Source organism: Primorskyibacter sp. S87 (assembly GCF_049801055.1).
GTDB lineage: Bacteria > Pseudomonadota > Alphaproteobacteria > Rhodobacterales > Rhodobacteraceae > JBNAGF01.
This window is the reverse complement of record NZ_JBNAGF010000017.1, coordinates 1-26,360: the sequence shown is the minus strand read 5'-3', so window position 1 is coordinate 26,360 and position 26,360 is coordinate 1. Positions and strand designations below refer to the sequence as shown.

General features: G+C 58.2%; 21 protein-coding genes. 17 read left to right on the top strand and 4 right to left on the bottom strand.

Annotated elements, in window-relative coordinates; translation table 11 throughout:
* Window position 1: 1 nt before the first annotated feature.
* The 10 genes from bhcA (at window position 2) to ACP15U_RS20785 (ending at window position 11,832) form a co-directional block, all read left to right on the top strand.
* Entirely contained in the window at window positions 2–1,192 is a 1,191-nt protein-coding gene (bhcA, locus tag ACP15U_RS20830; RefSeq protein WP_425045544.1) for an L-aspartate--glyoxylate aminotransferase BhcA, read from the top strand.
* Window positions 1,192–2,160, top strand: coding sequence for a beta-hydroxyaspartate dehydratase BhcB (gene bhcB, locus ACP15U_RS20825; RefSeq protein ID WP_425045545.1), 969 nt, complete (start codon window positions 1,192–1,194; stop codon window positions 2,158–2,160). Before bhcA ends, bhcB begins: the two co-directional genes overlap by 1 nt.
* Before the next feature lie 14 nt (window positions 2,161–2,174).
* A complete protein-coding gene (gene bhcC, locus ACP15U_RS20820; protein WP_425045546.1) occupies window positions 2,175–3,338 on the top strand; it encodes a 3-hydroxy-D-aspartate aldolase BhcC in 1,164 nt (387 codons plus the stop codon).
* A 99-nt stretch (window positions 3,339–3,437) separates the two neighbouring features.
* The gene (bhcD, locus tag ACP15U_RS20815) at window positions 3,438–4,403 is read left to right on the top strand and encodes an iminosuccinate reductase BhcD (RefSeq protein WP_425046931.1); all 966 of its coding nucleotides are present in this window, start codon (window positions 3,438–3,440) and stop codon (window positions 4,401–4,403) included.
* A 2-nt stretch (window positions 4,404–4,405) separates the two neighbouring features.
* Complete coding sequence (locus ACP15U_RS20810) at window positions 4,406–4,927, top strand: peroxiredoxin (protein WP_425046930.1); 522 nt, start codon at window positions 4,406–4,408, stop codon at window positions 4,925–4,927.
* Window positions 4,928–4,937: 10 nt separating this feature from the next.
* A complete protein-coding gene (locus tag ACP15U_RS20805; RefSeq protein WP_425046929.1) occupies window positions 4,938–5,450 on the top strand; it encodes an AmiS/UreI family transporter in 513 nt (170 codons plus the stop codon).
* Between the two features lie 242 nt (window positions 5,451–5,692).
* Window positions 5,693–7,972, top strand: coding sequence for an NADP-dependent malic enzyme (locus ACP15U_RS20800; RefSeq protein WP_425046928.1), 2,280 nt, complete (start codon window positions 5,693–5,695; stop codon window positions 7,970–7,972).
* Between the two features lie 84 nt (window positions 7,973–8,056).
* Window positions 8,057–9,571, top strand: a complete 1,515-nt coding sequence (locus ACP15U_RS20795; RefSeq protein WP_425046927.1) for a nucleobase:cation symporter-2 family protein — start codon at window positions 8,057–8,059, stop codon at window positions 9,569–9,571.
* Between the two features lie 602 nt (window positions 9,572–10,173).
* Window positions 10,174–10,977 carry a hypothetical protein gene (locus ACP15U_RS20790; RefSeq protein ID WP_425046926.1) on the top strand — a complete coding sequence of 268 codons (804 nt, stop codon included), beginning with the start codon at window positions 10,174–10,176 and terminating at the stop codon, window positions 10,975–10,977.
* Window positions 10,978–11,145: 168 nt separating this feature from the next.
* Window positions 11,146–11,832, top strand: coding sequence for a GntR family transcriptional regulator (locus ACP15U_RS20785; RefSeq protein ID WP_425046925.1), 687 nt, complete (start codon window positions 11,146–11,148; stop codon window positions 11,830–11,832).
* A 207-nt stretch (window positions 11,833–12,039) separates the two neighbouring features.
* Here the strand turns inward: ACP15U_RS20785 and ACP15U_RS20780 are convergent, their stop codons facing one another.
* The 3 genes from ACP15U_RS20780 to puuE are packed head-to-tail and all read right to left on the bottom strand — an operon-like array spanning window position 12,040 to window position 15,409.
* On the bottom strand, window positions 12,040–13,464 hold the full coding sequence (locus tag ACP15U_RS20780) for a uracil-xanthine permease family protein (protein WP_425046924.1): 1,425 nt from the start codon (window positions 13,462–13,464) through the stop codon (window positions 12,040–12,042).
* Between the two features lie 50 nt (window positions 13,465–13,514).
* Complete coding sequence (locus ACP15U_RS20775) at window positions 13,515–14,000, bottom strand: ureidoglycolate lyase (RefSeq protein WP_425046923.1); 486 nt, start codon at window positions 13,998–14,000, stop codon at window positions 13,515–13,517.
* Entirely contained in the window at window positions 13,997–15,409 is a 1,413-nt protein-coding gene (gene puuE / locus ACP15U_RS20770) for an allantoinase PuuE (RefSeq protein ID WP_425046922.1), read from the bottom strand. The genes ACP15U_RS20775 and puuE overlap by 4 nt, the downstream gene beginning before the upstream one ends.
* Window positions 15,410–15,553: 144 nt before the next feature.
* Here puuE and uraH point away from each other — a divergent pair, with 144 nt between their 5' ends.
* Window positions 15,554–15,907 (top strand): hydroxyisourate hydrolase, encoded by a 354-nt coding sequence (uraH, locus tag ACP15U_RS20765; protein ID WP_425046921.1) that lies wholly within the window; start codon window positions 15,554–15,556, stop codon window positions 15,905–15,907.
* A gap of 7 nt (window positions 15,908–15,914) precedes the next feature.
* Here uraH and ACP15U_RS20760 read toward each other — a convergent pair whose 3' ends face one another.
* Window positions 15,915–16,835 carry a LysR family transcriptional regulator gene (locus tag ACP15U_RS20760; RefSeq protein WP_425046920.1) on the bottom strand — a complete coding sequence of 307 codons (921 nt, stop codon included), beginning with the start codon at window positions 16,833–16,835 and terminating at the stop codon, window positions 15,915–15,917.
* Between the two features lie 100 nt (window positions 16,836–16,935).
* On the opposite strand from ACP15U_RS20760, the gene ACP15U_RS20755 reads away from it, so the two are divergent.
* The 6 genes from ACP15U_RS20755 to lipA all read left to right on the top strand — a co-directional run bounded on the left by ACP15U_RS20755 (window position 16,936) and on the right by lipA (window position 26,332).
* Window positions 16,936–18,168: a urate hydroxylase PuuD gene (locus tag ACP15U_RS20755; RefSeq protein WP_425046919.1), complete on the top strand. Its 1,233-nt coding sequence runs from the start codon at window positions 16,936–16,938 to the stop codon at window positions 18,166–18,168.
* Window positions 18,169–18,685: 517 nt separating this feature from the next.
* Window positions 18,686–19,408: an acetoacetyl-CoA reductase gene (gene phbB / locus ACP15U_RS20750; RefSeq protein WP_425046918.1), complete on the top strand. Its 723-nt coding sequence runs from the start codon at window positions 18,686–18,688 to the stop codon at window positions 19,406–19,408.
* A 15-nt stretch (window positions 19,409–19,423) separates the two neighbouring features.
* On the top strand, window positions 19,424–22,081 hold the full coding sequence (aceE, locus tag ACP15U_RS20745) for a pyruvate dehydrogenase (acetyl-transferring), homodimeric type (RefSeq protein ID WP_425046917.1): 2,658 nt from the start codon (window positions 19,424–19,426) through the stop codon (window positions 22,079–22,081).
* A gap of 22 nt (window positions 22,082–22,103) precedes the next feature.
* Window positions 22,104–23,378 (top strand): dihydrolipoyllysine-residue acetyltransferase, encoded by a 1,275-nt coding sequence (aceF, locus tag ACP15U_RS20740; RefSeq protein ID WP_425046916.1) that lies wholly within the window; start codon window positions 22,104–22,106, stop codon window positions 23,376–23,378.
* Between the two features lie 14 nt (window positions 23,379–23,392).
* Window positions 23,393–25,138, top strand: a complete 1,746-nt coding sequence (gene lpdA / locus ACP15U_RS20735) for a dihydrolipoyl dehydrogenase (protein ID WP_425046915.1) — start codon at window positions 23,393–23,395, stop codon at window positions 25,136–25,138.
* Between the two features lie 240 nt (window positions 25,139–25,378).
* Window positions 25,379–26,332, top strand: a complete 954-nt coding sequence (gene lipA, locus ACP15U_RS20730) for a lipoyl synthase (protein ID WP_425046914.1) — start codon at window positions 25,379–25,381, stop codon at window positions 26,330–26,332.
* Window positions 26,333–26,360 lie beyond the last annotated feature (28 nt).

The following is a 26,360-nucleotide window of genomic DNA, read 5'->3' as shown; positions in this document are numbered from 1 at the left end:
CATGAGCTTTCAGAATCCCGTATTTATCCCTGGTCCAACGAACATGCCGGAGGAGATCCGCAAGTCGATTTACATGCCGACGATTGACCACCGTTCTCCCTTGTTTGGAGAGATTCTTCATCCTGCGCTTTCGGGTGTAAAGAAGGTTTTGAAGAGCGAGACGGCTGAGATTTTCATTTTCCCGTCGACTGGGACGGGCGGCTGGGAGACGGCTTTGACGAACACGCTGAGCGCTGGCGACAAGGTTCTTGCTGCGCGCAACGGGATGTTCAGTCACCGCTGGATCGACATGTGCCAGCGTCATGGTCTTGATGTTCAGGTTGTCGAGGCGACCTGGGGCACGGGTCTTCCTGCGGATCGTTACGAAGAGATCCTGAAGGCGGATACGAACCACGAGATCAAGGTTGTTCTGGCCACGCATAACGAGACCGCCACCGGCGTGAAGTCGGATATTGGCGCGGTGCGCAAGGCGCTGGACGCGGCCGGTCACCCGGCGATGCTGTTTGTTGACGGTGTGTCCTCGATTGCCTCGATGGATTTCCGCATGGACGAATGGGGTGTGGACATTGCCGTGACCGGTTCGCAGAAAGGCTTCATGCTGCCCGCGGGTCTGGCCATTGTGGGCTTCTCGCCCAAGGCGATGGCTGCGGTTGAGGGCGCGACCCTGCCGCGCACGTTCTTCGACATTCGTGACATGCAGAAGGGTTATGCCGCCAATGCCTATCCGTACACCCCCGCTGTCGGCCTGATGAATGGTCTGAAGCTGGCGACCGAGATGCTGCTGGACGAGGGCCTAGAGAATGTCTTTGCCCGTCACCACCGCATTGCCGAGGGCGTGCGCCTGGCGGTGAATGCCTGGGGTCTGGAGCTCTGCGCGCAGTCGTCGGATGTCTATTCCGACACGGTCAGCGCGATCAAGACGCCGGAAGGTTTTAATGCGACGGATATCGTGACCCATGCGGCCAGCAAGTACGGCGTCGCCTATGGCGTTGGTCTTGGCGAGGTTGCCGGCAAGGTGTTCCGGATCGGTCACCTGGGTCAGCTGACCGACGTTCTGGCGCTGTCCGGTATTGCCACCGCCGAAATGGTGATGGCCGACCTCGGCCTGGACATCAAGTTGGGTTCGGGCGTTGCCGCGGCCCAGGACTACTATCGCAACTCCACGGTCGCCTCGCAAAAAGCGGCCGCTTGATGAAGGACGGTCTCGACATGGAAATCCCTACCCTGGCGGACATGCTTGTTGCCCATGAGCGCATCAAGCCGCATATCCGGCGCACGCCGGTCCGCACCTCGAACTATCTCAACGAGCTGACCGGCGCGGAGATCTTCTTCAAGTGCGAGAACTTCCAGGAGCCGGGCGCCTTCAAGGTGCGCGGTGCCACCAACGCGGTGTTCGGGCTGGACGAGGAGCAGGCGAAAAAGGGTGTGGCCACCCATTCTTCGGGCAACCATGCGTCGTGCCTGAGCTACGCGGCGATGCTGCGCGGCATTCCATGCAACGTGGTGATGCCGCATACGGCACCGCAGGCCAAGAAGGACACGGTCCGTCGCTATGGCGGCAAGATCACCGAATGCGAGCCCTCGACCACGTCGCGGGAAGAGACCTTTGCCAAGGTGCAGGCCGCGACCGGCGGCGACTTCGTGCACCCCTATAATGACCCGCGGGTGATCGCGGGGCAGGGGACCTGTTCGAAGGAGCTTCTGGAGCAGACCGGCGGGCTGGACATGGTTGTCGCGCCGATTGGCGGCGGCGGCATGATCTCGGGCACCTGCCTGACGCTGTCGAACCTTGCTCCCGAGACCAGGATCATCGCGGCCGAGCCGGAGCAGGCTGACGATGCCTATCGCAGCTTCAAGGCGGGTCACATCATTGCTGATGACGCGCCCAAGACGATTGCGGACGGGCTGCTGGTGCCGCTGAAGGACCTGACCTGGCATTTTGTGTCGAACCATGTGTCGGAGATCTACACGGCCTCCGAGCAGGAGATCATCGACGCGATGAAACTGACGTGGAAGCACCTGCGGGTTGTCATGGAACCGTCCAGCGCGGTGCCGCTGGCGACGATTTTGAAGAACCCCGACGCCTTCAAGGGCAAGCGCGTGGGCGTGATCATCACCGGCGGCAATGTCGATCTCGACAAGCTGCCGTGGACATTGTGAAGGGAGCAACGACAATGAACAAACCGGTAAATCTCGACGGCCTCGAAGTTGGCTTTGACGTTCCCGCCCTGCCGGGCATGGACGAAGCCGACATCCAGACCCCCTGCCTTGTGCTGGATCTGGACGCGCTTGAGCGCAACATCAAGAAGATGGGTGACTATGCCAAGGATCACGGCATGCGTCACCGCACCCACGGCAAGATGCACAAGTCGGTGGACGTGCAGAAGCTGCAGGAAGAACTGGGCGGCGCCTGCGGCGTTTGCTGTCAGAAAGTTTCCGAAGCGGAAGTTTTTGCGCGTGGCGGCATCAAGGACGTTCTGGTCTCCAACCAGGTCCGTGAAGCGGCCAAGATCGATCGTCTGGCGCGTCTGCCCAAGCTTGGCGCCCGCACGATCTGCTGCGTGGACGACATCGCGAACGTGGCCGACCTGTCTGCCGCGGCGCAAAAGCACGGCACTCAGATCGAATGTCTCGTCGAGATCGATTGTGGCGCGGGCCGCTGCGGTGTGACGACGACGCCGGAAGTTGTCGAAATCGCCAAGGCGATCGACGCGGCAGAAGGCCTCAAGTTCTCGGGCATCCAGGCCTATCAGGGCGCGATGCAGCACATGGACGACTACAACGACCGCAAAGAGAAGATCGACATCGCGGTTGCCATGGTGAAAGACGCAGTCGACACGCTGAAGACCGAGGGTCTTGAGTGTGACATCGTCGGCGGCGGCGGCACCGGCTCCTACTACTTCGAGAGCGACTCGGGCGTCTACAACGAGCTGCAGTGCGGTTCCTACGCGTTCATGGATGCCGATTACGGCCGTATTCTCGATCAAGACGGCAACCGCATCGACCAGGGCGAGTGGGAGAATGCGTTCTTCATCCTCACCTCGGTGATGAGCCACGCCAAGGCCGACAAGGCCATCGTGGATGCCGGTCTCAAGGCGCAGTCGGTCGACAGCGGTCTGCCGACGGTCTTTGGTCGCGATGATGTCGAATACATCAAGTGCTCGGACGAACATGGCGTTGTCGCCGATCCCGGCGGAGTGCTGAAAGTGAACGACAAGCTGAAGCTGGTGCCCGGTCACTGCGACCCCACCGCCAATGTTCACGATTGGTATGTCGGCGTCCGCAACGGCAAGGTCGAAACCGTCTGGCCGGTCTCGGCCCGCGGCAAGGCCTACTGATCCGGCCGGACCTGACGAAAACCTCTCCCCGGGCCACGATGGTGGCCAGTTCCTTGGGGGGTCGGGTGTGCCGACCCCCGCTTTTTTGAAGGAATCACAATGCTGATTGTCCCTGAAAAAGAAATCGCCGACCTGATGACCCGCGATGCGGCCTTTGATGCCGTCGAGAAGGTCTTTGCCGCCATGGCGTCGGGCGATGCCTACAACTTTCCGGTCGTTCGCGAGGCGATCGGCCACGAAGACGCGCTTTACGGCTTCAAGGGCGGCTTTGACCGCGCCGGCCTGACGCTCGGCCTGAAGGCCGGCGGCTACTGGCCGAACAATCTGGAAAAGCGCGGGCTGATCAACCACCAGTCCACCGTGTTCCTGTTCGATCCCGACACCGGCAAGGCCAAGGCGATGGTGGGCGGCAACCTGCTGACCGCGCTGCGCACCGCAGCCGCGTCCTCGGTGTCGATCAAGCATCTGGCGCGTGAAGACGCCAAGGTGATCGGCATGGTCGGCGCCGGCCACCAGGCCACGTTCCAGCTGCGTGCCGCGCTTGAGCAGCGCAACTTCGAGAAGGTGATCGGTTGGAACTACCACCCGGAAATGCTGCCCAATATCGAAAAGGTCGCGGCCGAGGCCGGCGTGCCGTTCGAAGCGGTCGACCTGCCGGGCATGACCGAAGCCGATGTCATCATCTCGATCACCTCTGCCTTCGCGCCGTCGCTGATGGCCGATCACGTCGCCCCCGGCACCCATGTCGCCTGCATGGGAACCGACACCAAGGGCAAGCAGGAAGTCGAAGCGGCCCTGCTGGCACGCGCGTCGGTCTTTACCGACGAAGTGGCCCAGTCGATCTCGATCGGCGAAGCCCAGCACGCCATCGCCGAAGGCCTGATCAAGGAAAACGACATCGCCCAGGTCGGAGCCGTCATCAACGGAACCAATCCGGGACGCACAAGCGATGACCAGATCACCCTCTTCGACGGAACAGGCGTCGGGCTGCAGGACCTCGCCGTCGCAGACGCCGTCGTCGACCTCGCAGTCAAAAAAGGCATCGCAGTAAAGGTCGACTTCTGATCATGGACACGCGCGCTCTTTCAACCCGGCTGACAGGCCAGCCTCTTCCCAGTGTGGCGCTGAGCGCCACGAATGGGACCGAGGTCGACCTGTCGCGGCTGGATGGCTGCACGGTGGTTTATACCTATCCGCGCACCAGCCCGCCGGACGGACCGGCGATTGACGGGTGGGATGAAATTCCCGGTGCGAAAGGGTGCACGCCACAATCCTGCGGCTTCCGCGATCACTATGCGGAGCTGCAGGAAGCTGGTGCCAACAATGTCTTTGGATTGTCGGTGCAGGGCACAGATTACCAACGAGAGGCACGTGATCGGCTCGAACTGCCGTTCGAAGTTCTTTCGGACGCAGAACACCAGCTCCGCGCGGCTCTTGATCTGCCGGTATTCGAGGCCGGTGGCATGGTCTTGCTTGAACGCTTTGCGATGGTCGCCGTCGACGGTGTTGTTTCGAAAGTGTTTCACCCGGTTTCTAACCCTGCCGAGAACGCAAAGGATGTTCTTGGCTATTTGCAATCACAAGGTTGAGGTCGCGAAAATGCTGCTGCCCTTGTCTTTACTCTTTGTTGGTGCCGTTCTGGTCCTCAACGGTCTGTGGATGACAGGGCGGATTTCGGACCGTGAGATCGTTGTGATCAATTTCGCAACGGCGGCGATCACGGCCGGAGTCGCGATTCTTACACTGGTTCGAGCCACGGGAATTGCGGACGTGCGTGCGGTGGCAATGACGCTGTTGTTCACGGTCACATATCTCTGGGTGGCAATAAACAGGATCACTGACTCGGATGGGCGTGGCCTTGGTTGGTTCAGCCTTTTCGTTGCCATCTCGGTGTTGCCAGAGGCGGTGCGTGTTTTGGCAGGCGCAGATGGCGTCATGGAGATCTGGCTGGGCCTGAGCTGGCTGGCCTGGTCTGGTCTGTGGCTCCTGTTCTTTTTGTCACTGGCCATCCGGCTACCGATTCAAAGGCAGACTGGCCTGGTCACGCTGGCCAGTGGTGTAGTGACCGCATGGCTGCCCGCGTTGTTTCTTCTGCACGGGGCCACGGCATGATCGATCAGGCATCCAATCAGGGACACCAGCTCAGGGGGACGGGGTTCGGCGGCGCGTATGCGGATGGGCGTCGGAGCCTTACGAGAAGTCAAGATAGTCAGGCGGGCACCGGGCAAAAGGCCTGCGGTCAACCAAAGAAACGACTGTCCGATCCGCACGACAACGAGGGCGGTTTTCGGCCCGTGTGATGAATTTGAGATCACATTTAGCGGACTGAAACCGCAAAATATGGAGGAAAAACAATGGCCCTAGACCGGTCTAAAACAGAAGCTGAAAAGCAGGCAGCGCTGGACTACCACGAGTTTCCGCGCCCCGGCAAACTGGAAATCCGGCCGACAAAGCCGATGGCGACCTCACGCGATCTGTCGCGCGCCTATTCGCCTGGTGTGGCGGAAGCCTGCACGGAAATTGCCGGAAATCCCGCCTATGCTACGCGCTACACCGCCAAGCGGAATCTCGTCGCTGTCGTGACCAACGGAACTGCGGTTCTTGGGCTCGGAAACATCGGCGCTCAGGCGTCCAAGCCAGTGATGGAAGGCAAGGCCGTCCTGTTCAAGAAATTCGCTGGAATTGACTGCTTCGACATTGAAGTCGACGAGGCTGACCCGGAAGTACTGGCGGATGTCGTGTGCAAACTGGAGCCCACTTTCGGTGCCATCAATCTCGAAGATATCAAGGCACCCGATTGCTTTACGGTCGAACGGATTTGCAAAGAACGTATGGGTATCCCGGTCTTCCACGACGACCAGCACGGCACGGCAATTGTTGTTGCTGCAGCTGCGCAAAACGCGTTGCGTATCGCCGGCAAAAAGCCGGAAGACATCCGAGTTGTCGGCCTTGGTGCAGGTGCTGCCGGGGTGGCTTGCCATACGATGTTGCACAAGATGGGTGTTCCGATAAGGAACATCACGATTTTCGACAAAGACGGTGTTCTGCATCCGGGCCGTACCGATTTGTGCCCGGAACAAATGGATTTCGCAAACGCCGACGCCAACCTGACATTGCCGGAAGCCCTGCGTGGTGCCGACATGTTCTTGGGTCTGTCCGGTCCGGGTCTTTTGAAGTCTGAAGCCGTGGCCCAGATGGCCGACAACCCGATCATCTTTGCGCTGGCCAACCCGATTCCGGAAATCATGCCGGATGAAGCGCGCGAAGCATCCCCCGGCGCGATGATCGCTACTGGCCGGTCGGACTATCCCAATCAGGTCAACAACGTTCTCTGCTTCCCGTTCATTTTCCGGGGTGCCTTGGATGTCGAAGCGACCGAGATCAACGACGCAATGAAACTTGCATGCGTTGACGCAATCGCGTCGCTGGCACGTCAAACCACTTCGGCCGAAGTCGGTGAAGCCTATGAAGGCGAAAAGCTGACATTCGGACCCGACTACCTGATCCCCAAACCTTTCGATCCAAGGCTCTTGCCGACCATTGCCGTTGCGGTTGCCAAGGCGGCCATCGACTCCGGCGCTGCACAGCGCGACGTCGATCTCGAGGCATATCGTCAGAAACTCGAAGCCGAGGTATTCAAGTCATCGATGATCATGCGGGGTGTTTTCGACGCTGCCCGCAAATCCGAGCGTCGCATCGTGTTCGCCGAGGGTGAAGATGATCGGGTGCTGCGCGCTGCTCAGGCAATGATCGAAGATAGTGTAGATACGCCTATCCTTGTCGGCCGTCCCGAGGTTATTTCCCGTCGCCTTGAGCGTGCGGGCCTGACCATCGTGCCGGGACGCGATTTCCAGATCGTGAATCCTGAAAATGACGACCGGTATCGGGATTACTGGCAGGCATATTACAAGGTCATGGAGCGCAGCGGTGTCACGCCGGATCTGGCCAAGGCCGTTCTGCGTACCAACACCACAGCGATCGCCGCAACGATGGTGCATCGCGGAGATGCCGACAGCATGATCTGTGGCACCTTCGGTCAGTATCTGTGGCACCTCAACTATGTCACGCAGATGCTGTCGGACGATGAGCTTTCACCTGCTGGCGCTCTGTCACTGATGATCATGGATGACGGCCCACTGTTCGTGACCGATACCCATGTCAACATCGAGCAGACCCCCGAGACCCTTGCCCGCACGATTACCGCAGCGGCTCGCCATGTGCGCCGTTTCGGGATTGAACCCAAAATCGCGCTGTGCAGCGGATCCCAGTTCGGCAACCTGGATTGCCGTTCCGGGCGCACCATGCGGGGCGCGCTTGAAATCCTCGACAGTGAGCCTCGTTCCTTTGAGTACGAGGGAGAAATGCACACCGACGCAGCGCTGGATGTGGAGCTGCGCGAGCGGCTTTTGCCAAACAGCCGCCTGAAAGGTCGTGCCAATGTTCTGGTCTTTGCAAACACGGATGCGGCCGGCGCGGCCCGCAACCTCCTCAAATGTGCCGCTGGTGGCCATGAGGTCGGACCGATCCTGATGGGCATGGGCAACCGTGCACATATTGTGACCCCGGGTGTCACACCACGGGCTTTGCTGAATATCGCAGCTTTGGCCGGCTCGGACGTATCGAGCTATGGCTAATTAACGGCATGACCGGGCGTGGACTGCCCGGTCATGCCAACCCCACCCGAAATTCCGAGACAGATGAAAAACGGAGGAGTTATCATGTCATCTGATGTGACGGTAGACGCCGTCAATACCCCGGCGGACGACGCCGTAAACGAAAAACTACCGGCGGGTAAGCTTTTTACCCTCGGTCTGCAACACGTCCTGGTGATGTATGCCGGCGCCATCGCGGTGCCGCTGATCGTCGGCCGCGTTCTGAAACTTAACCCTGAACAGGTTGCCTTCCTGATTTCGGCCGACTTGTTTGTCTGTGGTGTTGTTACCATCATCCAGTCGATGGGTGCCTCTAAATGGTTCGGCATTAAAATGCCGGTCATGATGGGTGTTACTTTTGCCTCGGTTGGTCCGATGGTGTCAATTGCTGTCGCAAACCCCGGCGTTGAAGGCGCCCGAATGATCTTTGGGGCAATTATCGGCGCGGGTATCATCGCCATGCTGATTGCGCCTCTCGTCAGCCGCATGCTGCGGTTCTTCCCACCCGTTGTTACGGGGACGATCATTCTGGTTATCGGCGTCACGCTGATGCGTGTCGGCATCAACTGGATCTTCGGCCTTCCCTTTGGCCCGACAGCTCCCAAGATCGTGGACCCTGCGCATGCCGAATGGCTGAATCAGGTCAAGGAACTTGGTGCTGGTGCTATCCCGGAAATCCCCAACGGCCTGAAAATCGCGCCGTCTGTGGACAACGTTAAATATGCCACGCCGCAGAACATGATGATCTCGGGGATCGTTCTTCTGACCATCATTGCTGTGATGAAATTCGCCACGGGCTTTTTGGCCAACATCTCGGTGCTGCTTGGCATCATCGTTGGTGCATTGTTCGCAGCTTCGATCGGCCTGATGCACTTTGACAGCGTCAACCACGCAGGTTGGTTTGCTCTGATCACTCCGTTCCGCTTCGGATTGCCGATCTTTGATCCGATCATGATCCTGACCATGACGCTCGTCATGATCGTGGTGATGATTGAATCGACCGGCATGTTCCTGGCCCTCGGCGAGATGTGCAACAAGAAGATCGAACGTCCGTCGCTTTCGGCTGGCCTCCGGACCGATGGTCTGGGCACGCTGATCGGTGGGGTGTTCAACACTTTCCCCTACACCTCGTTCAGCCAGAACGTTGGCCTTGTCGGCGTGACCGGCATTCGCTCGCGTTATGTCTGTGTTGCCGGTGGTGCGATCATGATCGTGCTTGGCCTTGTTCCCAAAATGGGTGCGCTGGTCGAAGCTCTTCCGGTTGCCGTTCTTGGTGGCGCTGGTCTGGTTATGTTCGGTATGGTTGCCGCGACCGGTGTGCGGATCCTTGGCGCAGTTGACTTCAAAGACAACCGCTACAACGGTCTGATCGTCGCCATCTCGCTCGGCATGGGTATGATCCCGCTCATCGCACCGAAGTTCACAATGTGGCTTCCGCACTCGATCGAGCCGCTGATCCACTCGGGCATCCTGCTTGCCGCGATTGCCGCTGTTGTCTTGAACATCGTGTTCAACGGCACCAAGGAAGTCACGGAAGAAGAGCTGGTGGAAGCTGCCAAGCAATCTGACGGCGGTCACTGATCCGTCCTGTCAATCGTCCCTCAAATGGGGCGCAAAACCACCGGGGAAACGGCACGCGCCGTTTCCCCTTTTTCTTTTTCGCCTGCCACTTCCTGAAGGTCTTGCGAGGATTTGCCTGCGAGTGTTTGGATGAGCTCGACGGAACGCTACGTCACCATTGAATGCAGATTGAGAATACCAACTTGCGCATCCCCATCGCCCAAACTGATTCGGTTGGGCTTCTCCAGAATGGTCATTCCCCACCAAAAAAACTGTGACAAAAATGCAGAATTTTGCGCGCCATTATGCCCTCTCGCAGTAAGGTGTGTTCGGAATTTTTTTTGAAAGTGCGTGCGCTTCTGTTGAGAAGCCTTGCGCCTCAAAAAAATGGATAAAAAACAACAGCATAGATCCGAAATCGACTCGGGTCGATATATCGCGATTGAAACGCTTTGAGACCTCGCGGATGGCGCCTGATCTCGAAGCTTTAGTTTTTCGGCACTGTCTTTACACAGTAATTGTCAACAATTTTAGCCACCATGTTTGGTCGGCTTGTTTTGTTTAAGTCGCTAGCGAAATCAGACCCTCCCGTTCCAGCCGTGAGACCTTTAGGAGAGATACCAATGCTGAAGAACCTGAAAAACCTGGTAGCCGGGATGGCACTGGCGGTTACGCCGGTCATCGCCTCGGATGCCGCCGCACAGAACTTTTCGTACACGGAATTCCAACTGCACTACGGTGATGGCTTCAAAGAGCCAGGTATCGTTCTGTCGCCCGAGTCCAAGCGCACCGTGATCACCCTGGAGCACCTGTCGCTCCGTCCCTGGGGTGACTTCTTTTTCTTCGTGGACAACAACCGTAACCACGATCTGAAAGGCACCGGCTATCGCCAGAGCGACCAGTACGGTGAGATCTACGCGCACGCATCGACCAAAAACTGGGGTGCCAATTATGGAGGCGGCTTCCTGCGCGACATCCTGCTGGGTGGTGGTGTCAACCAGGGCACCGACTTCACGGCACTTCTGCTCGGCCCGAAGTTCTCCTTCAACATGCCCGGCTTCCGCGCCTTCACTTTTGCACTGTACGCTTACGACCAAGTTGTTGACCCGGTTAACCGGAACGTCGACACCGGTTACCAGGCAACCATCGTCTGGGACGCACCGTTCGAGCTTGGCAGCCAGAAGTTCCTGTTCAAAGGCTTCATGGACTATATCAGCGAGCGTGATTTCAGTGGCCCGTTCTCAGGCAAACTTGCCGATCAGGTCATCTTCTCGCCGCAGCTGCGTTGGGATATCGGCTATGCCATGGGTGGCAAATCCGACAAGAACTGGCTCGGCCTGGAGTACAACTATTTCAAGAACAAGTTTGGTAATACGCAAGGTACCAACGAGAACTCCCTGACGCTCTTCTATGCAACTCGTTTCTGAGTAGTGAGAGCGTCCCCTCGGCAGAGGCAGGCCTTTGGCCTGCCTCTTTTTTTGTGCCTTGCCGAAATTCTGTAACGTCACTATTCAATTTTCAGATCACCAATCCTATGTTGGCCGTCGATAAACTTTGGCAATGCAGCCATAAGGCAAACAGATGGGAACAAGCCGGTGACGCGGATAATGTCAGAGCGCGAAGCGGATCTTTACCATGAGATCATGCGTGCGATTACAGAAATGCAACTGCTTCCTGGCCGCAAACTGACCGAAGACAAGCTGGCCCGGGCTTTCCAGGTTTCGCGTGCGCGCGTTCGCAAAGTTCTGCTGTATCTGGCCGACGATGGTATCGTGACGCATGAGCCTAACAAAGGCGCATTTGTTCGAGAGCCCTCACCGGAAGAAGCCCGGCAGATCATCGAGGCCCGGTTGCTGATCGAAACGCATTTGGCATCTCTGGCATCCGGTAATGGATCGAAACAACAATATGAGGATCTGCGTGCGATCCTCGATGCGGAATCTCAGGCATTGGTCCGCAATGACGCTGCTGCAGCAGCCCGCCTTTCCGGAGAGTTCCACTTGGGTGTCGCCAAGATATCCGGGCATCAGCTCCTGCTCGACATTCTGCACCCATTGATTTCCCGTTCAAGCCTGGTGATTGTGCGTTATCGACAGCCGGATGCCCCGACATGTTCCGAGGGAGATCATCAGCGGATTCTTGAGTTGTTGATGGCTGGAAAAACAAAGAAGCTGGTGCAGATGCTCACCGAGCATTTTGGCCACTTCACGTCCGAGCTGGATTACACCCGGACCACAGAGCCTCAAAGTCTGGTTGAGGTGCTCGCCGCAAAGCGAAGCTAACGTGGGCGTTGCTTGCGATTTGGTTCCAAGGCGAACCGGATTTCACGTTGCCCGCCGGACGACGATAATAGCGACCACGTTATCGATTGTTTGATACCTGGCAGTTTCATTGCCGGGTCCAGTCACGTTTACAATTGGAAGCAACGGACAAAAAAAGGGCCCGGGATTTCTCCCGGGCCATCTAGTCTGGTTAGTTGGGTATTGCCCTTAGACGTGGTCGTCCTCGGCGATCGAACCGAGGCCATGCCCGGCCATGCCGCCGGAAACTTCTTCGGTCGCTTCGTTCGTCAGCTCTTCGGGAAGAACAAGGTTCAACACGATCGCGATGAGCGCCGCAGGAAGGATACCGGAGGTTGCCAGAACCTTCAGTGTGCTCGGCAGGTGCTGCAGGGCACCAGGCTCAAGCTGAAGACCCAGACCGAGCGACAGGGCGATAGCGAAGATCACCATGTTGCGGCGGTTCCAGTTCACGTCAGACAGCATCGAGATACCTGCAGCGGCAACCATGCCGAACATCACGATAACACCGCCACCCAGGACTTCGATCGGGATCGACGAGATTACGGCGCCGATTTTGGGAACCAGACCGGCAAGGATCAGGAAGAGTGCGCCGATGGTCACGACACCGCGGCTCATTACGCCGGTCATGGCGATCAGGCCCACGTTCTGCGAGAACGAGGTGTTCGGCAGGGCGCCAAACAGACCCGAGATGGCAGTGCCGACACCGTCAGCAAAGGTCGCGCCCTGGATCTCTTTGTCGGTGGCTTCACGACCGGCACCACCTTTGGTGATCCCCGAGACGTCGCCAACGGTTTCAACCGCAGAGACAAAGGACATCAGGCAGAAGCCAATGATTGCTGCCACGGAGAACTCAATTCCGAAGTGGAGCGGGTTCGGCAGTGCAAACGGAGCCGCACGGCCAACATTGCCGAGGTTCACTTCGCCCATTGCAAAGGCAAAGATGTAGCCCACGATCAAGCCGATCAGAACCGCCGAGACCGACAGCATGCCCTTGGCATAGAACTTGAGACCGAGGGTGACGAAGATCACGATCAGCGCCATGGTCCAGTTCATGAGCGAGCCGTATTCAGGCTTGCCAATGGCAGGAACACCACCTGCGGCATACTGAATGCCGACCTTGACCAGCGCCAGACCGATCATTGTGACAACCAGTCCCGTAACCAGCGGCGGCAGAGCAAATCGGATCTTGCCGATGAACAGCCCGAGGACGGTGTGGAACAGACCACCAACCACGATACCGCCCATTAGAACAGCTATCGCGTCAACGCCTTTACCTGCCACAAGCGGGATCATGATTGGAATAAAGGCAAAGCTGGTACCCTGCACGATCGGCAGGCGCGCTCCGATCGGTCCGACACCGATCGACTGGAACAATGTCGCAATGCCCGCAAAGAACATCGACATCTGGATCATGTAGATCATCTGCGGGAAGTCCGGGCTGTTCGACCCGAAGCCGAACCCGGCTGCCCCGCAAACGATGATTGCTGGCGTAACGTTCGATACGAACATCGCTAGAACGTGCTGGATTCCCAGCGGGATCGCCTTTGCAATAGGCGGTGTGTAGTTTGGATCGCGGAGCTGCTCCGGCGTTCCGATAGATGCATCGACCATGGTTTTCCTCCCCATTTAATGCATAGTTAGTCTGATGACCGGGTTGTTGATTATGCCTCGATTGTTATTTGCCGGTCGAACCAGTGTTCCTCGAGATTGTCACCATCTCCGATACGATCGACGACGGCAAAAAGCCCGGGGTTCGAAAGCGGAGCCAGCACACCATGCCAAACTCCGCGGTGATAGTTCACGCCCTGTCCGGGCTGTGTAAGAAAGGCCACTGGCTGGCCTGGTGTTCCGTTTACATCCGGCGCGACGACGACCAGGAAAGGTTCCTCGCTCATCGGCAGGAACGCCTGGCTGCCTTCGGGATGGCGCTCAACCAGTTCCAACGTCATCGGAAGGCTGCGCGGTTTGCCCTTGAACAGGCTGATGCCCGCGCGACCATCGGCAAAGTCGAGCTCTGCGAGATCGTGATACCGACCGCACATACCCTGATTGATGATCTTGTCGGGCTCGTCACCAACTTCCAGCAAATCCCCGAAAGGAGCAAATGCTTCGGCTGTAAGCGGTTGGATCTTGATCGTTTCGGTCATGCGCCGAGCTTTTCCTGAAGGCGAAGTTCCGCGATGCGTTCGACCTGGCGGCACGCCTCGTCGAACTCGGTGTTGCGATCATTGTTGATGCGGCGCTGGAAGGCTTCCATGATCGAAGCCTTGTCGTTGTCCCGAACAGCGATGATGAAAGGAAAACCGTGCTTGGACGTATAGGCGTCGTTCAGTTCGGTGAAGGTTGTGCGCTCTTCATCAGTCAGCAGGTCCAGCCCAGCGCCCGCTTGTTCGGCAGTGCTTTCGGCTGTCAGACGACCAGCGGCCGCCAGTTTGCCGGCCAGGTCAGGGTGTGCGGTCAGCACGCCAAGGCGCTGCTCTTCGCTGGCGGTGCGGAACACGCGGGCCAGAGCATTGTGTACGCCGGCCGCAGTGTCATGCGTCGGACCAAGCTCGAGGTCAAATGCGCTTTCGGCGATCCATGCACTGTGTTCAAAAACGCCGCCAAACTCGGAAACAAATGTCGCTTTGTCCATTTCGGAAGGTTTGGTGTTCTGCATCGGTTGATGCTCCTTTGCCCAATGATCGGCAATCTGTTCGCGGGTGGCGAACCAGACGCCATCATGTTTCATGAAATGCTCCAACGCACGCTTGAGCGCAGCGGCACGGCCCGGCCGTCCGATCAGGCGGCAATGCAGTCCGATCGACAGCATCTTGGGCGCGCCTTTAACGCCTTCGTCATAGAGATAGTCGAAGCTGTCCTTGAGATAGCTCTCAAACTGTTCGCCGTTTGTGTACCCGGCCTGGATTGCGAAACGCATGTCGTTGCAGTCCATGGTGTAGGGAACAATCAGCTGATCTTTGCCGCCAGCCTTGACCCAGTAAGGCAAGTCGTCGGCGTAACTGTCAGCAATATAAGCAAAATTGCCTTCTTCTGCAGCTAGGTCAACTGTATTCATCGAGCAGCGGCCGGTGTACCAGCCGCGTGGGGCGCTGCCGGTCACTTCTGTATGCAGACGGATGGCCTCGCGAATGTGCGTCCGCTCTTCGTCCGAAGACATGTCCTTGTGCTCGACCCATTTCAGGCCGTGGCTGGCGATTTCCCAGCCCGAACCTTTCATGGCGGCGACCTGCTCTGGTGCACGCGCCAGAGCGGTTGCAACACCGTAAACGGTAATTGGAATGTCCTTCAGAAGGCGATGCACGCGCCAGAATCCAGCCCGCGAACCGTATTCATAGATCGATTCCATGTTCCAATGCCGCTGTCCCTGCCAAGGCTGTGCCCCGGTGATTTCGGACAGGAAAGCTTCGGAAGCTGGGTCTCCATGCAGGATGTTGTTTTCGCCGCCTTCTTCATAATTCAAGACGATCTGAATGGCGATACGGGCATTGTTCGGCCAATTGGCCGCTGGCGGCGTCGCGCCGTAGCCTGTCATATCTCGCGGATAACGTGTCAATTCGGTGTCCTCTGATTTCATCACTGAATAGCCTAAATAATCCCGGATGTTTTTCAAAAAAAATGAAAAGGAGCCTTCGTCTACTATACCTTTGTTTCATTTGAGCAGCCCGAAGTAGAAAGGCGCGGAACGTAGGAGATGAAAATGACCGGATATTTGACAACACATGTTCTGGATACGGCGCGGGGTTGCCCGGCCGAAGGCCTGAAGATCGAGCTCTTCAAGATCGAAGGTGAAACCCGCACCTTGCTTAAAACTCTGGCCACGAATGACGACGGCCGGACCGATGAGCAGATTCTTCCCGCCGACGCATTCGAGCTTGGCGAGTACGAACTGATTTTCCACGCCGGAGAGTACCTCGATCGCGTTGGCGTTCCGAAGGAAGAGCCGCGGTTCCTGAACATCATTCCGATCCGCTTCGGCATGTCCGAGCCGGCGCACTACCACGTACCCCTGCTGCTGTCGCCGTTCAGCTACGGCACCTATCGCGGTAGCTGATCGGGAATCACTTCAGTTGGTCGATGTCGCGGATAATCGATCCGATTTGATCGACCATGAATTCCATGAACAGACGCGTCTTTGGATCTTGCCACCGGCGATGTGTGAAAAGGCATGCCATCTGAATTGGCTCTGGCGGTGTTTCGGTAGCAACCGGAATTAGTGCACCAGACTTGAGGTGATCCGCTACTTCGAAAATGGGTTTCATGGCGACGCCATGACCCGCCAGAGCCCAATCCGTCAGAACATCGCCATCGTCGCTTTCGTAGCGGCCTGAAATCGAGAACTTCTTGGGGCCTTCCGGGGTTATCAGCATCCACTGAAATTCTGTGGCCCCAGGAAAGCGCAGGCTCAGGCATTCGTGCCCTTGCGAGACCAGATCAGAGCCGCTCGCCGGCAGGCCCCGTTTCTTGATATAACTGGGAGCCGCGCACAGAACGCGTTCGACATCTGCGATCTTGCGGATTCGCAGATTGCTGTCTTCAGGGTTCCCCAAAAAGAACGCCAGGTCCAAGCCCTCGGTTGTCAGGTCGACCTTTCGGTCTGTCAAACGCAGGCGAATGCTGATTTCCGGGTATTGATTCAGGAACTCGGGCACTTGGGGCGCGATCAGACGCCGTCCGACCGCAAATGGCGCCGCAATATAGAGTGACCCTTTCAGGTTCTCGGTAATATTGACGATTTGGGCTTCGGCACTTTCGACAGCTTCGAGGATGTCCGTTGCACCACGGTAAAAAGACTGACCCTGTTCTGTCGGGGTCAGGCTTCGCGTCGTGCGCTGGAACAGGCGAACGCCAAGATGCTCTTCCAGTTGCGAAATCCGAGAGGATGTTACAGCCGGAGATATCCGCAGGTCACGACCTGCTGCGGACATGCTGCCTAGCTCGTATACGCGGACAAATGTACGGATATTGTTTAAGTAAGACATTCTTTCGGATTTTTTGATGCTGCTTAGTCTTTCACACAGATACCAGAATAAAACCCTCTCGACTAGAGTGTCCTGAACTTGGAACATTTGGAGGAAAGCCATGTATGATCTGGCAGTAATGTGGGACTGGATTGCCTTTTCAGTCCGTTGGCTTCATGTCATCACCGCGATGGCGTGGATCGGGGCGAGCTTCTATTTCGTCGCTCTCGATCTCATGCTGAAGCCGAACGACAACCTTCCTGCAGGCGCACATGGCGAAGAGTGGGAAGTGCATGGCGGGGGCTTCTATCACACCGTCAAGTATCTTGTTGCTCCGGCGCAGATGCCTGAACACCTTACATGGCACAAATGGCAGAGCTACACGACCTGGTTGTCTGGTGCGGCACTGCTCATGATCATCTACTGGGTAGGCGGCGAGCTTTTCCTGCTGGATCCGACCAAAGTGGATATGCCGCTGTGGCTTGGTATCCTGATTTCCGGCGGTTCGCTGACCATCGGCTGGCTGCTCTATGACCAGATGTGCAAATCTAAGCTGAGCGACAACCCGACGCTGCTGATGCTCATTCTGTTCGCGATTCTGGTGGTCATGTCCTGGGGCTACAACCAGATCTTTACAGGTCGTGCCGCACTGCTGCATCTGGGCGCCTTCACCGCGACGATCATGACCGCCAACGTGTTCTTCCAGATCATGCCGAATCAGCGCATCGTGGTTGCCGACCTCAAGGCAGGCCGCACTCCGGACGCCAAATACGGCAAGATTGCCAAAGTGCGTTCGACCCACAACAACTATCTGACGCTTCCGGTTGTTTTTCTGATGCTGTCAAACCACTACCCGCTGGCCTTTGGCACCGAGTACTCGTGGATTATCGCCAGCCTGATCTTCCTGACCGGTGTCACGATTCGCCACTACTTCAACACCATGCACTCGACCGGCAAAGGACCGAGCTGGACCTGGGCAGTTACCGTTCTGCTGATGCTGGCCATCGCATGGCTCTCGACAGCAAACACTGGCGAGACATGGGAAGAAGCAGAGGCGCGGGAACTGACCGCTTATGAACAGCAGTATGCTTCGGCCGCAGGGTTTGAAGATGCCTACGACACAGTCGTAGGCAACTGCTCTATGTGTCATGCCCGTGAACCCGTCTGGGACGGAATGCTGTGGGCGCCCAAGCGCGTCTTTTTGGAAACCCCGGCCGACGTGGCACGCCATGCTGATCAGATCTATCTGCAAGCCGGTATCAGCCACGCAATGCCGCCCCCGGCCGCAGTCCAGATGGATGACGAATCCCGCCAGGTCATTGTTGCTTGGTACAAAGGAGCCGGGAGCGAGTAAGCAGCGATTGAACGCCGGGAACTGGGCTACCAACTCTGAATCCGGCTTTCAGCTGCTGATATTGCACCCGGGCGGGATTGCGAAATCAAACCGGGGCTCAAGCGCCTTCCACCTTAGTACTCAGGTGACTGCGGCGCCGGTTCCAAATAGCAACTCGAACTCCGACAACGCCGTTTCCCGGCATCGACGAATCACAGGCAGGGCTCTGGTAGCGGGTTAGACTTCCAGTACCTGGGCCGCCGTCGATCAGATCTCCCCAAGAAGGCAGCACCAAGGCTGCGGGGGAGGTCCACTGGCGGAAGCCGCCAGTGCGGGACCAACTGAACTGCGGTGAATTACCTCCGACACAACCCGTCAGATCCTTATCTGCGAGTCGGTCAAATGGGTGGTTTAACGTTAAACTATATCGTGAATGCATGACTGTTATGCGTTGAACTACCTGTCTAAGCGCGCCGCATTACGATACGTCACCTGGAATAGACAGAAAGACTGACCAAAAATCTTGGAGGAGATTTCCATGTCACGCATTGCACTTGTAACCGGCGGTTCCCGGGGAATCGGTGCGGCCATTTCCAAAGCCTTGCAGGCGGATGGCCGGACGGTTGTGGCCACCTACGCTGGCAACGACGAGGCCGCTGCCAAATTCACCGAAGAAACCGGCATCAAGACCTACAAATGGAACGTCGCCGATTATGACGAATCCAAAGCGGGTATCGAGAAGGTAGAAGCCGAAGTCGGTCCGATCGACATCGTGGTTGCCAATGCCGGCATCACCCGCGACGCACCGTTCCACAAGATGACCCCGGAACAGTGGCATCAGGTAATCGATACCAACCTGACCGGCGTGTTCAACACCGTTCACCCCGTCTGGCCCGGTATGCGTGAACGCAAGTTTGGCCGCATCGTGGTGATCAGTTCGATCAATGGTCAAAAAGGCCAGTTCGCACAGGTTAACTATGCCGCCACCAAGGCTGGCGATCTGGGCATCGTGAAGTCGCTGGCGCAAGAGGGTGCTCGTGCGGGTATTACCGCAAACGCCGTCTGCCCCGGCTACATTGCAACCGAAATGGTGATGGCGGTTCCGGAGAAGGTCCGGGAAAGCATCATCGGTCAAATTCCGGCCGGCCGTCTTGGCGAACCGGAAGAAATTGCTCGCTGTGTGTCATTCCTGACCGCCGACGACGCGGGCTTCGTCAACGGTTCGACCATCTCGGCCAACGGCGCACAGTTCTTCGTATAAGAAGTGGGAGGAAAAATGACAGATCATCAGAGTGATATCGACCCGGTAGAATCGCAGGAATGGCAGGACGCCGTTGCCGATGTGATCGAACGGGATGGCCCGAACCGGGCGCATTTCTTGCTGGACAAGGCTGTTAGTCAGGCCCGCGCCGCTGGCGCCAACCTGCCTTTCTCGGCCACCACGCCCTATCAGAACACCATTCCGACAGACGAGCAGGACGAGTTCCCCGGCGATCTGGACATGGAATGGCGGATCCGCACCATCAACCGTTGGAACGCAATGGCAACCGTCGTGCGTCGGAACAAGGTGAGCAGCGAATATGGCGGTCACATTGCCTCCTTCGCCAGCTCAGCCGTGATGTATGACATCGGTCTGAATCACTTCTGGCGTTCGAAATCGGCCATTCACGGCGGTGACCTGGTCTTTTTCCAAGGCCATGTGATCCCCGGCATCTACGCCCGTTCCTTCATGGAAGGCCGGATCAGCGAAGAGATGCTCGAAAACTTCAGGTCGGAAGTTGATGGCGGTGGTCTGTCCTCCTACCCGCACCCGTGGTTGATGCCGGATTATTGGCAGTTCCCGACTGTCTCGATGGGCCTTGGACCGCTTATGGCGATCTACCAGGCGCGGTTCATGAAATACATGCACAACCGTGGTCTGATCGACGCCGCCGACCGTAAGGTCTGGGTTTTCCTCGGCGACGGCGAGATGGACGAACCCGAAAGCCGCGGCGCCATTGACCTGGCGGTGCGTGAAGGGCTCGACAACCTGATCTTCGTGGTCAACTGCAACCTGCAGCGTCTTGATGGCCCGGTTCGCGGCAACTCCAAGATCGTGCAGGAGCTGGAAGGCGACTTCCGCGGCGCCGGCTGGAACGTGATCAAGCTGCTCTGGGGCAAAGGCTGGGACGAACTGCTGGAGAAAGACACCTCCGGCAAACTGCGCCAGCTGATGGATGAAACCGTGGACGGTGATTACCAGACTTTCAAGTCGAAGGACGGCGCCTATATCCGCGAGCACTTCTTCGGAAAGTATCCGGAAACAGCCGCTCTGGTCGAGGACTGGACCGATGACCAGATCTGGGCCCTGCGCCGCGGCGGTCACGATCCGCAGAAAGTCTACACCGCATTCAAGCGGGCGACCGAAACCAAGGGTGTGCCGACCTGCCTTCTGGTCAAGACCGTAAAGGGCTATGGCATGGGAACTGCCGGTGAGGGGATGAACATCACTCACCAGCAGAAAAAACTGGCCGAAGACCAACTGCGCGCCTTCCGGGATCGTTTCGACATTCCCGTCAGTGACGAAGATCTGCCGAACGCGCCGTTTGTCAAACTGAACAACTCGCAAAAGGCCTATCTTGCCGACCGCCGCAAGGCGCTGGGCGGAGAATTCCCCAAGCGGGAATGGCGCGACACGCCCAAGCTGGAAATCCCGCCACTGGACAAGTTTGCGGCCCAGCTCAAGACCACGGGTGATCGCGAAATCTCCACCACCATGGCCTTTGTCCGAATTCTGACCACGCTTCTGCGTGACAAGAACATGGGCAAGAACGTCGTGCCGATCGTGCCGGACGAGTCCCGCACCTTTGGTATGGAAGGTCTGTTCCGCTCGGTAGGGATCTACAACCCCGAAGGGCAGAAATACACACCGGAAGATGCCGATCAGATGATGTTCTACAAGGAGACCACCAACGGTCAGGTTCTCCAGGAAGGCATCAACGAAGCCGGCGCCATGGCCGACTGGATCGCTGCGGCGACCGCCTATTCGAACCACGGCGTACCGATGATCCCGTTCTTCATCTACTACTCGATGTTCGGGTTCCAGCGGATCGGCGATCTGGCATGGGCTGCCGGCGACAGCCGTGCGCGTGGCTTTATGCTGGGCGGCACCGCAGGGCGTACCACGCTGAACGGCGAAGGCCTGCAGCATGAGGACGGTCACAGCCACATCCTGGCCGGAACCATACCGAACTGCATCACCTACGATCCCACGTTCCAGTTCGAAGTCGCGGTCATTGTGCATCACGGTCTCAAGCGGATGTACGAAGATCAGGAAGATGTCTATTTCTACCTGACCTTGATGAACGAAAACTACTCGCATCCGGATATGCCGATGGGCATCGAGGATGACATCATCAAAGGTCTCTATCGTCTGCAGAAAACCGCGAAGCCGGGCAAGAAGCACGTCAACCTAATGGGTTCGGGCACTATTCTGATCCAGGCACTGAAAGCGGCAGAAATGCTGAAGGAAGACTTTGGTGTGACTTCGGACATCTGGTCGGCAACGTCGATGAACGAATTGGCTCGCGATGGTCAGGATGCGGCGCGTCAGAACCGCCTCAACCCGTTGGCCGAGCCGATCGTTCCCTTCGTTACTCAGCAGTTGCAGGATGCCAAGGGTCCGGTGATTGCGGCAACCGACTACATGAAGAACTACGCAGAACAGATTCGTGCATTTGTTCCCAACCGTTTTACGGTTCTGGGTACTGACGGATTTGGCCGGTCCGACAGCCGGGTCAATCTGCGCCGCTTCTTCGAAGTAGACGCAAACCATATCGCGGCCGCAGCCATGACCGATCTTTACCGCGAAGGTGCGGTGACCAAGAAAGATCTGGAAGCAGCCCTGAAGAAGTATGACATCGACGGCGAAAAGCCGAACCCCCGTCTGGTGTGACGCGGGGCACGAGGAGAAAAACATGACAGTAGAAGTTAAAGTTCCTGACATCGGCGATTTCGACAACGTTCCGGTGATCGGCATTCTGGTGAGCGTTGGCGATGTGGTGGCCGAAGAGGATCCGTTGATCGAACTGGAAAGCGACAAGGCCACGATGGAAGTGCCGAGCCCGGTCGCCGGAAAGATCACCGAAATCAAGGTGAGCGAAGGCGACGAGGTATCCGAAGGTGCCGTGATCCTGTTGGTCGAAGCTGACGGAGCAGGGGCCGCCCCGGCACCTGCCGCGGCTGAAACCGCTGCCCCGGCCGCAGCGCCCGCCCCGGCCGCTGCACCGGCTCCCGCGGCGCCGACACCTGCACCTGTGACCGATTCCGGTTTCGGCAAGGCACATGCCTCGCCGTCGGTGCGTGCCTTTGCACGTCAGCTGGATATTGATCTCGCCAAGATCAACGGTTCTGGCCGCAAGGGTCGTATCCTGCGTGAAGACGTTACCGCGTTCCTCAAGGCCAGCACTGCTCCGGCAGCGGCTTCTGCCGGTGGCGCACAGGGCGGCATGGGCATCCCGCCGATCCCGGCAGTGGACTTCTCCAAGTTTGGCCCGGTCGAAGATGTCGAAATGCCCCGGATCAAAAAGATCTCGGGCCCGGCTCTGCACCGGTCCTGGCTCAATATCCCGCATGTCACGCACAACGAAGAGGCCGACATCACCGAGCTGGACGGCTATCGCCGCGAGCTGGATGCGCAGGCCAAGCAGGACGGCTATCGCGTGACCCTGCTGAGCTTTGTGATCAAGGCCAGCGTCTCGGCTCTGAAGCAGCACTGGGAAGTCAACAGCTCGATCCATCCCGATGGCGACAAGCTGATCAAGAAGGACTTCTACAACATCGGTTTTGCGGCTGACACGCCCAACGGACTGATGGTTCCGGTGATCAAGGATGCCGACCGCAAGGGTATCATCGAGATCTCCAAGGATCTGATGGAACTCTCTGCCAAGGCGCGCGACGGCAAGCTGAAAGGCGACGACATGTCCGGCGCCACATTCACGATCTCGTCGCTCGGTGGGATTGGCGGCACCAGCTTTACTCCGATCGTGAACGCACCCGAAGTCGCAATCCTCGGCCTGACCCGCTCCAAGATGGCGCCGGTCTGGAACAAGGAAACCGGCGAATTCGATGCGCGCAACATGCAGCCGCTGTCGCTCAGCTACGATCACCGTGCAATCGACGGGGCGCTGGCCGCCCGGTTCTGCGCGACCCTGAAACACCTGCTCGGCGATGTTCGCCGGCTGATGCTGTAAGGGGAGCCTGAGCTATGGAAGTCAAAGTTCCTGATATCGGTGATTTCGACAATGTTCCGGTGATCGGCATTCTGGTTTCGGTTGGCGACACTGTCGCTGCCGAAGACCCACTGGTTGAACTGGAAAGCGACAAGGCCACGATGGAAGTGCCCAGTCCGGCAGCGGGTGTGGTCAAATCCATCGCCGTGGCCGAAGGCGACAATGTATCTGAAGGGTCGCTGATCCTGACCCTGGAAGGCGCAGACGCCGGGGATGCGCCCGCCGAAGCACCGGCGGCACCGGCCGAAGCACCTGCAGCTGCAGCACCCGCCGCAGTCGCCGCAACCGGCACCGCGACCGGTCCGGGCGATGTGCATGGTGAAGTCGTCGTTCTTGGTTCCGGTCCCGGCGGCTACACCGCCGCCTTCCGTGCGGCAGATCTCGGCAAGAAGGTCGTTCTCATCGAGAAAGACCCCTATCTTGGCGGTGTCTGCCTGAATGTCGGCTGTATTCCGTCCAAGGCGTTGCTGCATGCGGCCAAGGTGATCACCGAGGCCGAAGAGATGGAGGACCACGGGGTCAAATTCACCAAGCCCAAGGTTGACATCGAAAAGTTGCGCGGCTGGAAAGAAAGCGTGATCAAGCAGCTCACCGGCGGTCTGGGCGGTCTTGCCAAGGCCCGCAAGGTCGAGGTTGTGAACGGTTACGGCCGGTTCTCTGGTCCGAACATGATCGAGGTGCAGGGCGAAAACGGCATCACCAAGGTGAGCTTTGATCAATGTATCATCGCTGCAGGTTCAGAGCCGGTTCAACTGCCGTTCATTCCGCATAACGATCCCCGCGTGATCGACTCGACTGGCGCGCTGGAGCTCACCGAAGTTCCCAAGCGTCTGCTGGTTCTGGGTGGCGGCATCATCGGTCTGGAAATGGGCTGCGTCTACGATGCGCTCGGTTCCAAGGTGACCGTTGTGGAATTCATGGACCAGATCATTCCCGGTGCTGACAAGGACATCGTCAAGCCGCTCGCCAAGCGGATTGAGGGCCGGTATGAAAACATCTTTACCAAGACCAAGGTCACCGCGGTCGAAGCCCAGAAGAAAGGGCTGAAGGTAACGATGGAGGGACCTGACGGAGAAATCACCGATACCTTCGACATGGTGCTGGTTTCCGTTGGTCGTAAGCCCAATGGCCAAATGCTCGACGCCGAGAAGGCCGGCGTGGCAGTGGATGAACGCGGTTTCATTGCCGTGGACAGCCAGCAACGCACTGGCCAGCAGCATATCTTCGCCATTGGCGACGTTGTGGGTCAGCCGATGCTGGCGCACAAGGCCGTCCACGAAGGCAAGGTCGCGGCCGAGGTCGCAGCTGGCCACAAACGGCACTTCGATGCCCGCGTGATCCCGTCGGTTGCCTATACCGATCCCGAGGTTGCTTGGGTTGGCGTCACCGAAACCGAAGCCAAGGCCAAGGGGATCAAGGTCGGCAAGGGTGTGTTCCCGTGGGCTGCCTCTGGTCGCTCGCTGTCGCTTGGCCGGTCTGAAGGTATCACCAAGGTGATTTTCGACGAAACCGACGACCGTGTCATCGGCGCGGGCATCGTCGGCCCCAATGCTGGCGATCTGATCGCCGAGGTGGCGCTTGCCATCGAAATGGGGGCTGATGCGGTGGATCTGGGCCACACCATTCACCCGCACCCGACGCTGTCGGAAACGGTGAACTTTGCCGCCGAAATGTTCGAAGGCACGATCACCGACCTGATGCCGCCGAAAAAGCGGAAGTAAAATCAATGTCGGGCCGGAATGACTTTCCGGCCCGACATGACGTCCACCGAGACGTTCGTGGAGATAGTCTCAAGTAAATGGTGACATCTCCGAGCCCTTGCAAAGGCTGCTCACAGAGCCAACCGGTGGGAAACCTGATGTAATTCAACGTTGAACAAATCCCGGGCACAAAGCGAAGCAGATCGTTACCTGTGCCAACAAGCGGGGCCGATACCCCATCTTAGAAGCCAGGAATTCGCTATGCCCAGAGATCTGAAAATTCCCGAACAGCGCCATCCGGAAAAGGCGCATCGTCCGGATCAGTCGCAGCCCAAGAAACCGTCCTGGATCCGGGTGAAGGCGCCGGGCGGCAAAGGCTATGCCGATACCCACAAGATCATGCGCGAGAACAACCTCGTGACGGTTTGCGAAGAGGCGGGCTGTCCGAATGTGGGCGAATGCTGGAGCCAGGGCCACGCAACCATGATGATCATGGGCGAAATCTGTACCCGCGGCTGCACCTTCTGCAACATCGCCACCGGGCGGCCGGATGCGCTCGACACGTTCGAACCGGGCCGGGTCGCCCATGCGGTGGAAAAGCTGGGGCTCAATCACGTGGTGATCACCTCGGTCGACCGGGATGATCTTGCAGATGGCGGCGCGGCGCATTTCGCCCAGACCATACGGGCGGTGCGCCACCGCAGCCCCAAGACCACGATCGAGATCCTGACCCCGGATTTCCTGAAATGCGACGACAATGTTCTGGAGGTGGTGGTCGAGGCCCGTCCGGACGTGTTCAACCACAATCTCGAAACCGTTCCGGGGCTTTACCCTTCGGTGCGCCCCGGCGCGCGATATTTCCACAGCCTGCGCCTGCTGCAGCGGGTCAAGGAGATGGATCCCGCAATGTTCACCAAATCCGGCATCATGGTGGGTCTGGGCGAAACCGAACAGCAGGTGCGGCAGGTGATGGACGACATGCGCGCGGCGGATGTGGATTTCCTGACCATTGGCCAGTATCTGCAACCGACGCCGAAACATCACCGGGTCGACCGTTTCGTGACCCCCGAGGAGTTCGCCGCCTATGAGAAAGCCGCCTATGGCAAGGGGTTCGGCATGGTCTCGGCCACCCCGCTGACGCGATCCTCCTACCACGCCGGTGACGACTTCGCCCGCCTGCGCGCGGCCCGGCAGGAAAAGCGCGGACAGGCATGACACCCGATACGCTGGCAAGATGGGTGGC

What these genes read in the sequence shown, in the direction of transcription:
- ACP15U_RS20790 (WP_425046926.1), top strand. Translation starts at nt 10,174, where the DNA reads ATGCTGAAGAACCTGAAAAACCTGGTAGCCGGGATGGCACTGGCGGTT.
- ACP15U_RS20805 (WP_425046929.1), top strand. Translation starts at nt 4,938, where the DNA reads ATGCTGCTGCCCTTGTCTTTACTCTTTGTTGGTGCCGTTCTGGTCCTC.
- bhcB (WP_425045545.1), top strand. Translation starts at nt 1,192, where the DNA reads ATGAAGGACGGTCTCGACATGGAAATCCCTACCCTGGCGGACATGCTT.
- bhcD (WP_425046931.1), top strand. Translation starts at nt 3,438, where the DNA reads ATGCTGATTGTCCCTGAAAAAGAAATCGCCGACCTGATGACCCGCGAT.
- aceE (WP_425046917.1), top strand. Translation starts at nt 19,424, where the DNA reads ATGACAGATCATCAGAGTGATATCGACCCGGTAGAATCGCAGGAATGG.
- ACP15U_RS20760 (WP_425046920.1), bottom strand. Translation starts at nt 16,835, where the DNA reads ATGTCTTACTTAAACAATATCCGTACATTTGTCCGCGTATACGAGCTA.
- bhcC (WP_425045546.1), top strand. Translation starts at nt 2,175, where the DNA reads ATGAACAAACCGGTAAATCTCGACGGCCTCGAAGTTGGCTTTGACGTT.
- lipA (WP_425046914.1), top strand. Translation starts at nt 25,379, where the DNA reads ATGCCCAGAGATCTGAAAATTCCCGAACAGCGCCATCCGGAAAAGGCG.
- lpdA (WP_425046915.1), top strand. Translation starts at nt 23,393, where the DNA reads ATGGAAGTCAAAGTTCCTGATATCGGTGATTTCGACAATGTTCCGGTG.
- phbB (WP_425046918.1), top strand. Translation starts at nt 18,686, where the DNA reads ATGTCACGCATTGCACTTGTAACCGGCGGTTCCCGGGGAATCGGTGCG.
- aceF (WP_425046916.1), top strand. Translation starts at nt 22,104, where the DNA reads ATGACAGTAGAAGTTAAAGTTCCTGACATCGGCGATTTCGACAACGTT.
- ACP15U_RS20775 (WP_425046923.1), bottom strand. Translation starts at nt 14,000, where the DNA reads ATGACCGAAACGATCAAGATCCAACCGCTTACAGCCGAAGCATTTGCT.
- ACP15U_RS20780 (WP_425046924.1), bottom strand. Translation starts at nt 13,464, where the DNA reads ATGGTCGATGCATCTATCGGAACGCCGGAGCAGCTCCGCGATCCAAAC.
- ACP15U_RS20800 (WP_425046928.1), top strand. Translation starts at nt 5,693, where the DNA reads ATGGCCCTAGACCGGTCTAAAACAGAAGCTGAAAAGCAGGCAGCGCTG.
- ACP15U_RS20795 (WP_425046927.1), top strand. Translation starts at nt 8,057, where the DNA reads ATGTCATCTGATGTGACGGTAGACGCCGTCAATACCCCGGCGGACGAC.
- ACP15U_RS20810 (WP_425046930.1), top strand. Translation starts at nt 4,406, where the DNA reads ATGGACACGCGCGCTCTTTCAACCCGGCTGACAGGCCAGCCTCTTCCC.
- uraH (WP_425046921.1), top strand. Translation starts at nt 15,554, where the DNA reads ATGACCGGATATTTGACAACACATGTTCTGGATACGGCGCGGGGTTGC.
- bhcA (WP_425045544.1), top strand. Translation starts at nt 2, where the DNA reads ATGAGCTTTCAGAATCCCGTATTTATCCCTGGTCCAACGAACATGCCG.
- ACP15U_RS20755 (WP_425046919.1), top strand. Translation starts at nt 16,936, where the DNA reads ATGTATGATCTGGCAGTAATGTGGGACTGGATTGCCTTTTCAGTCCGT.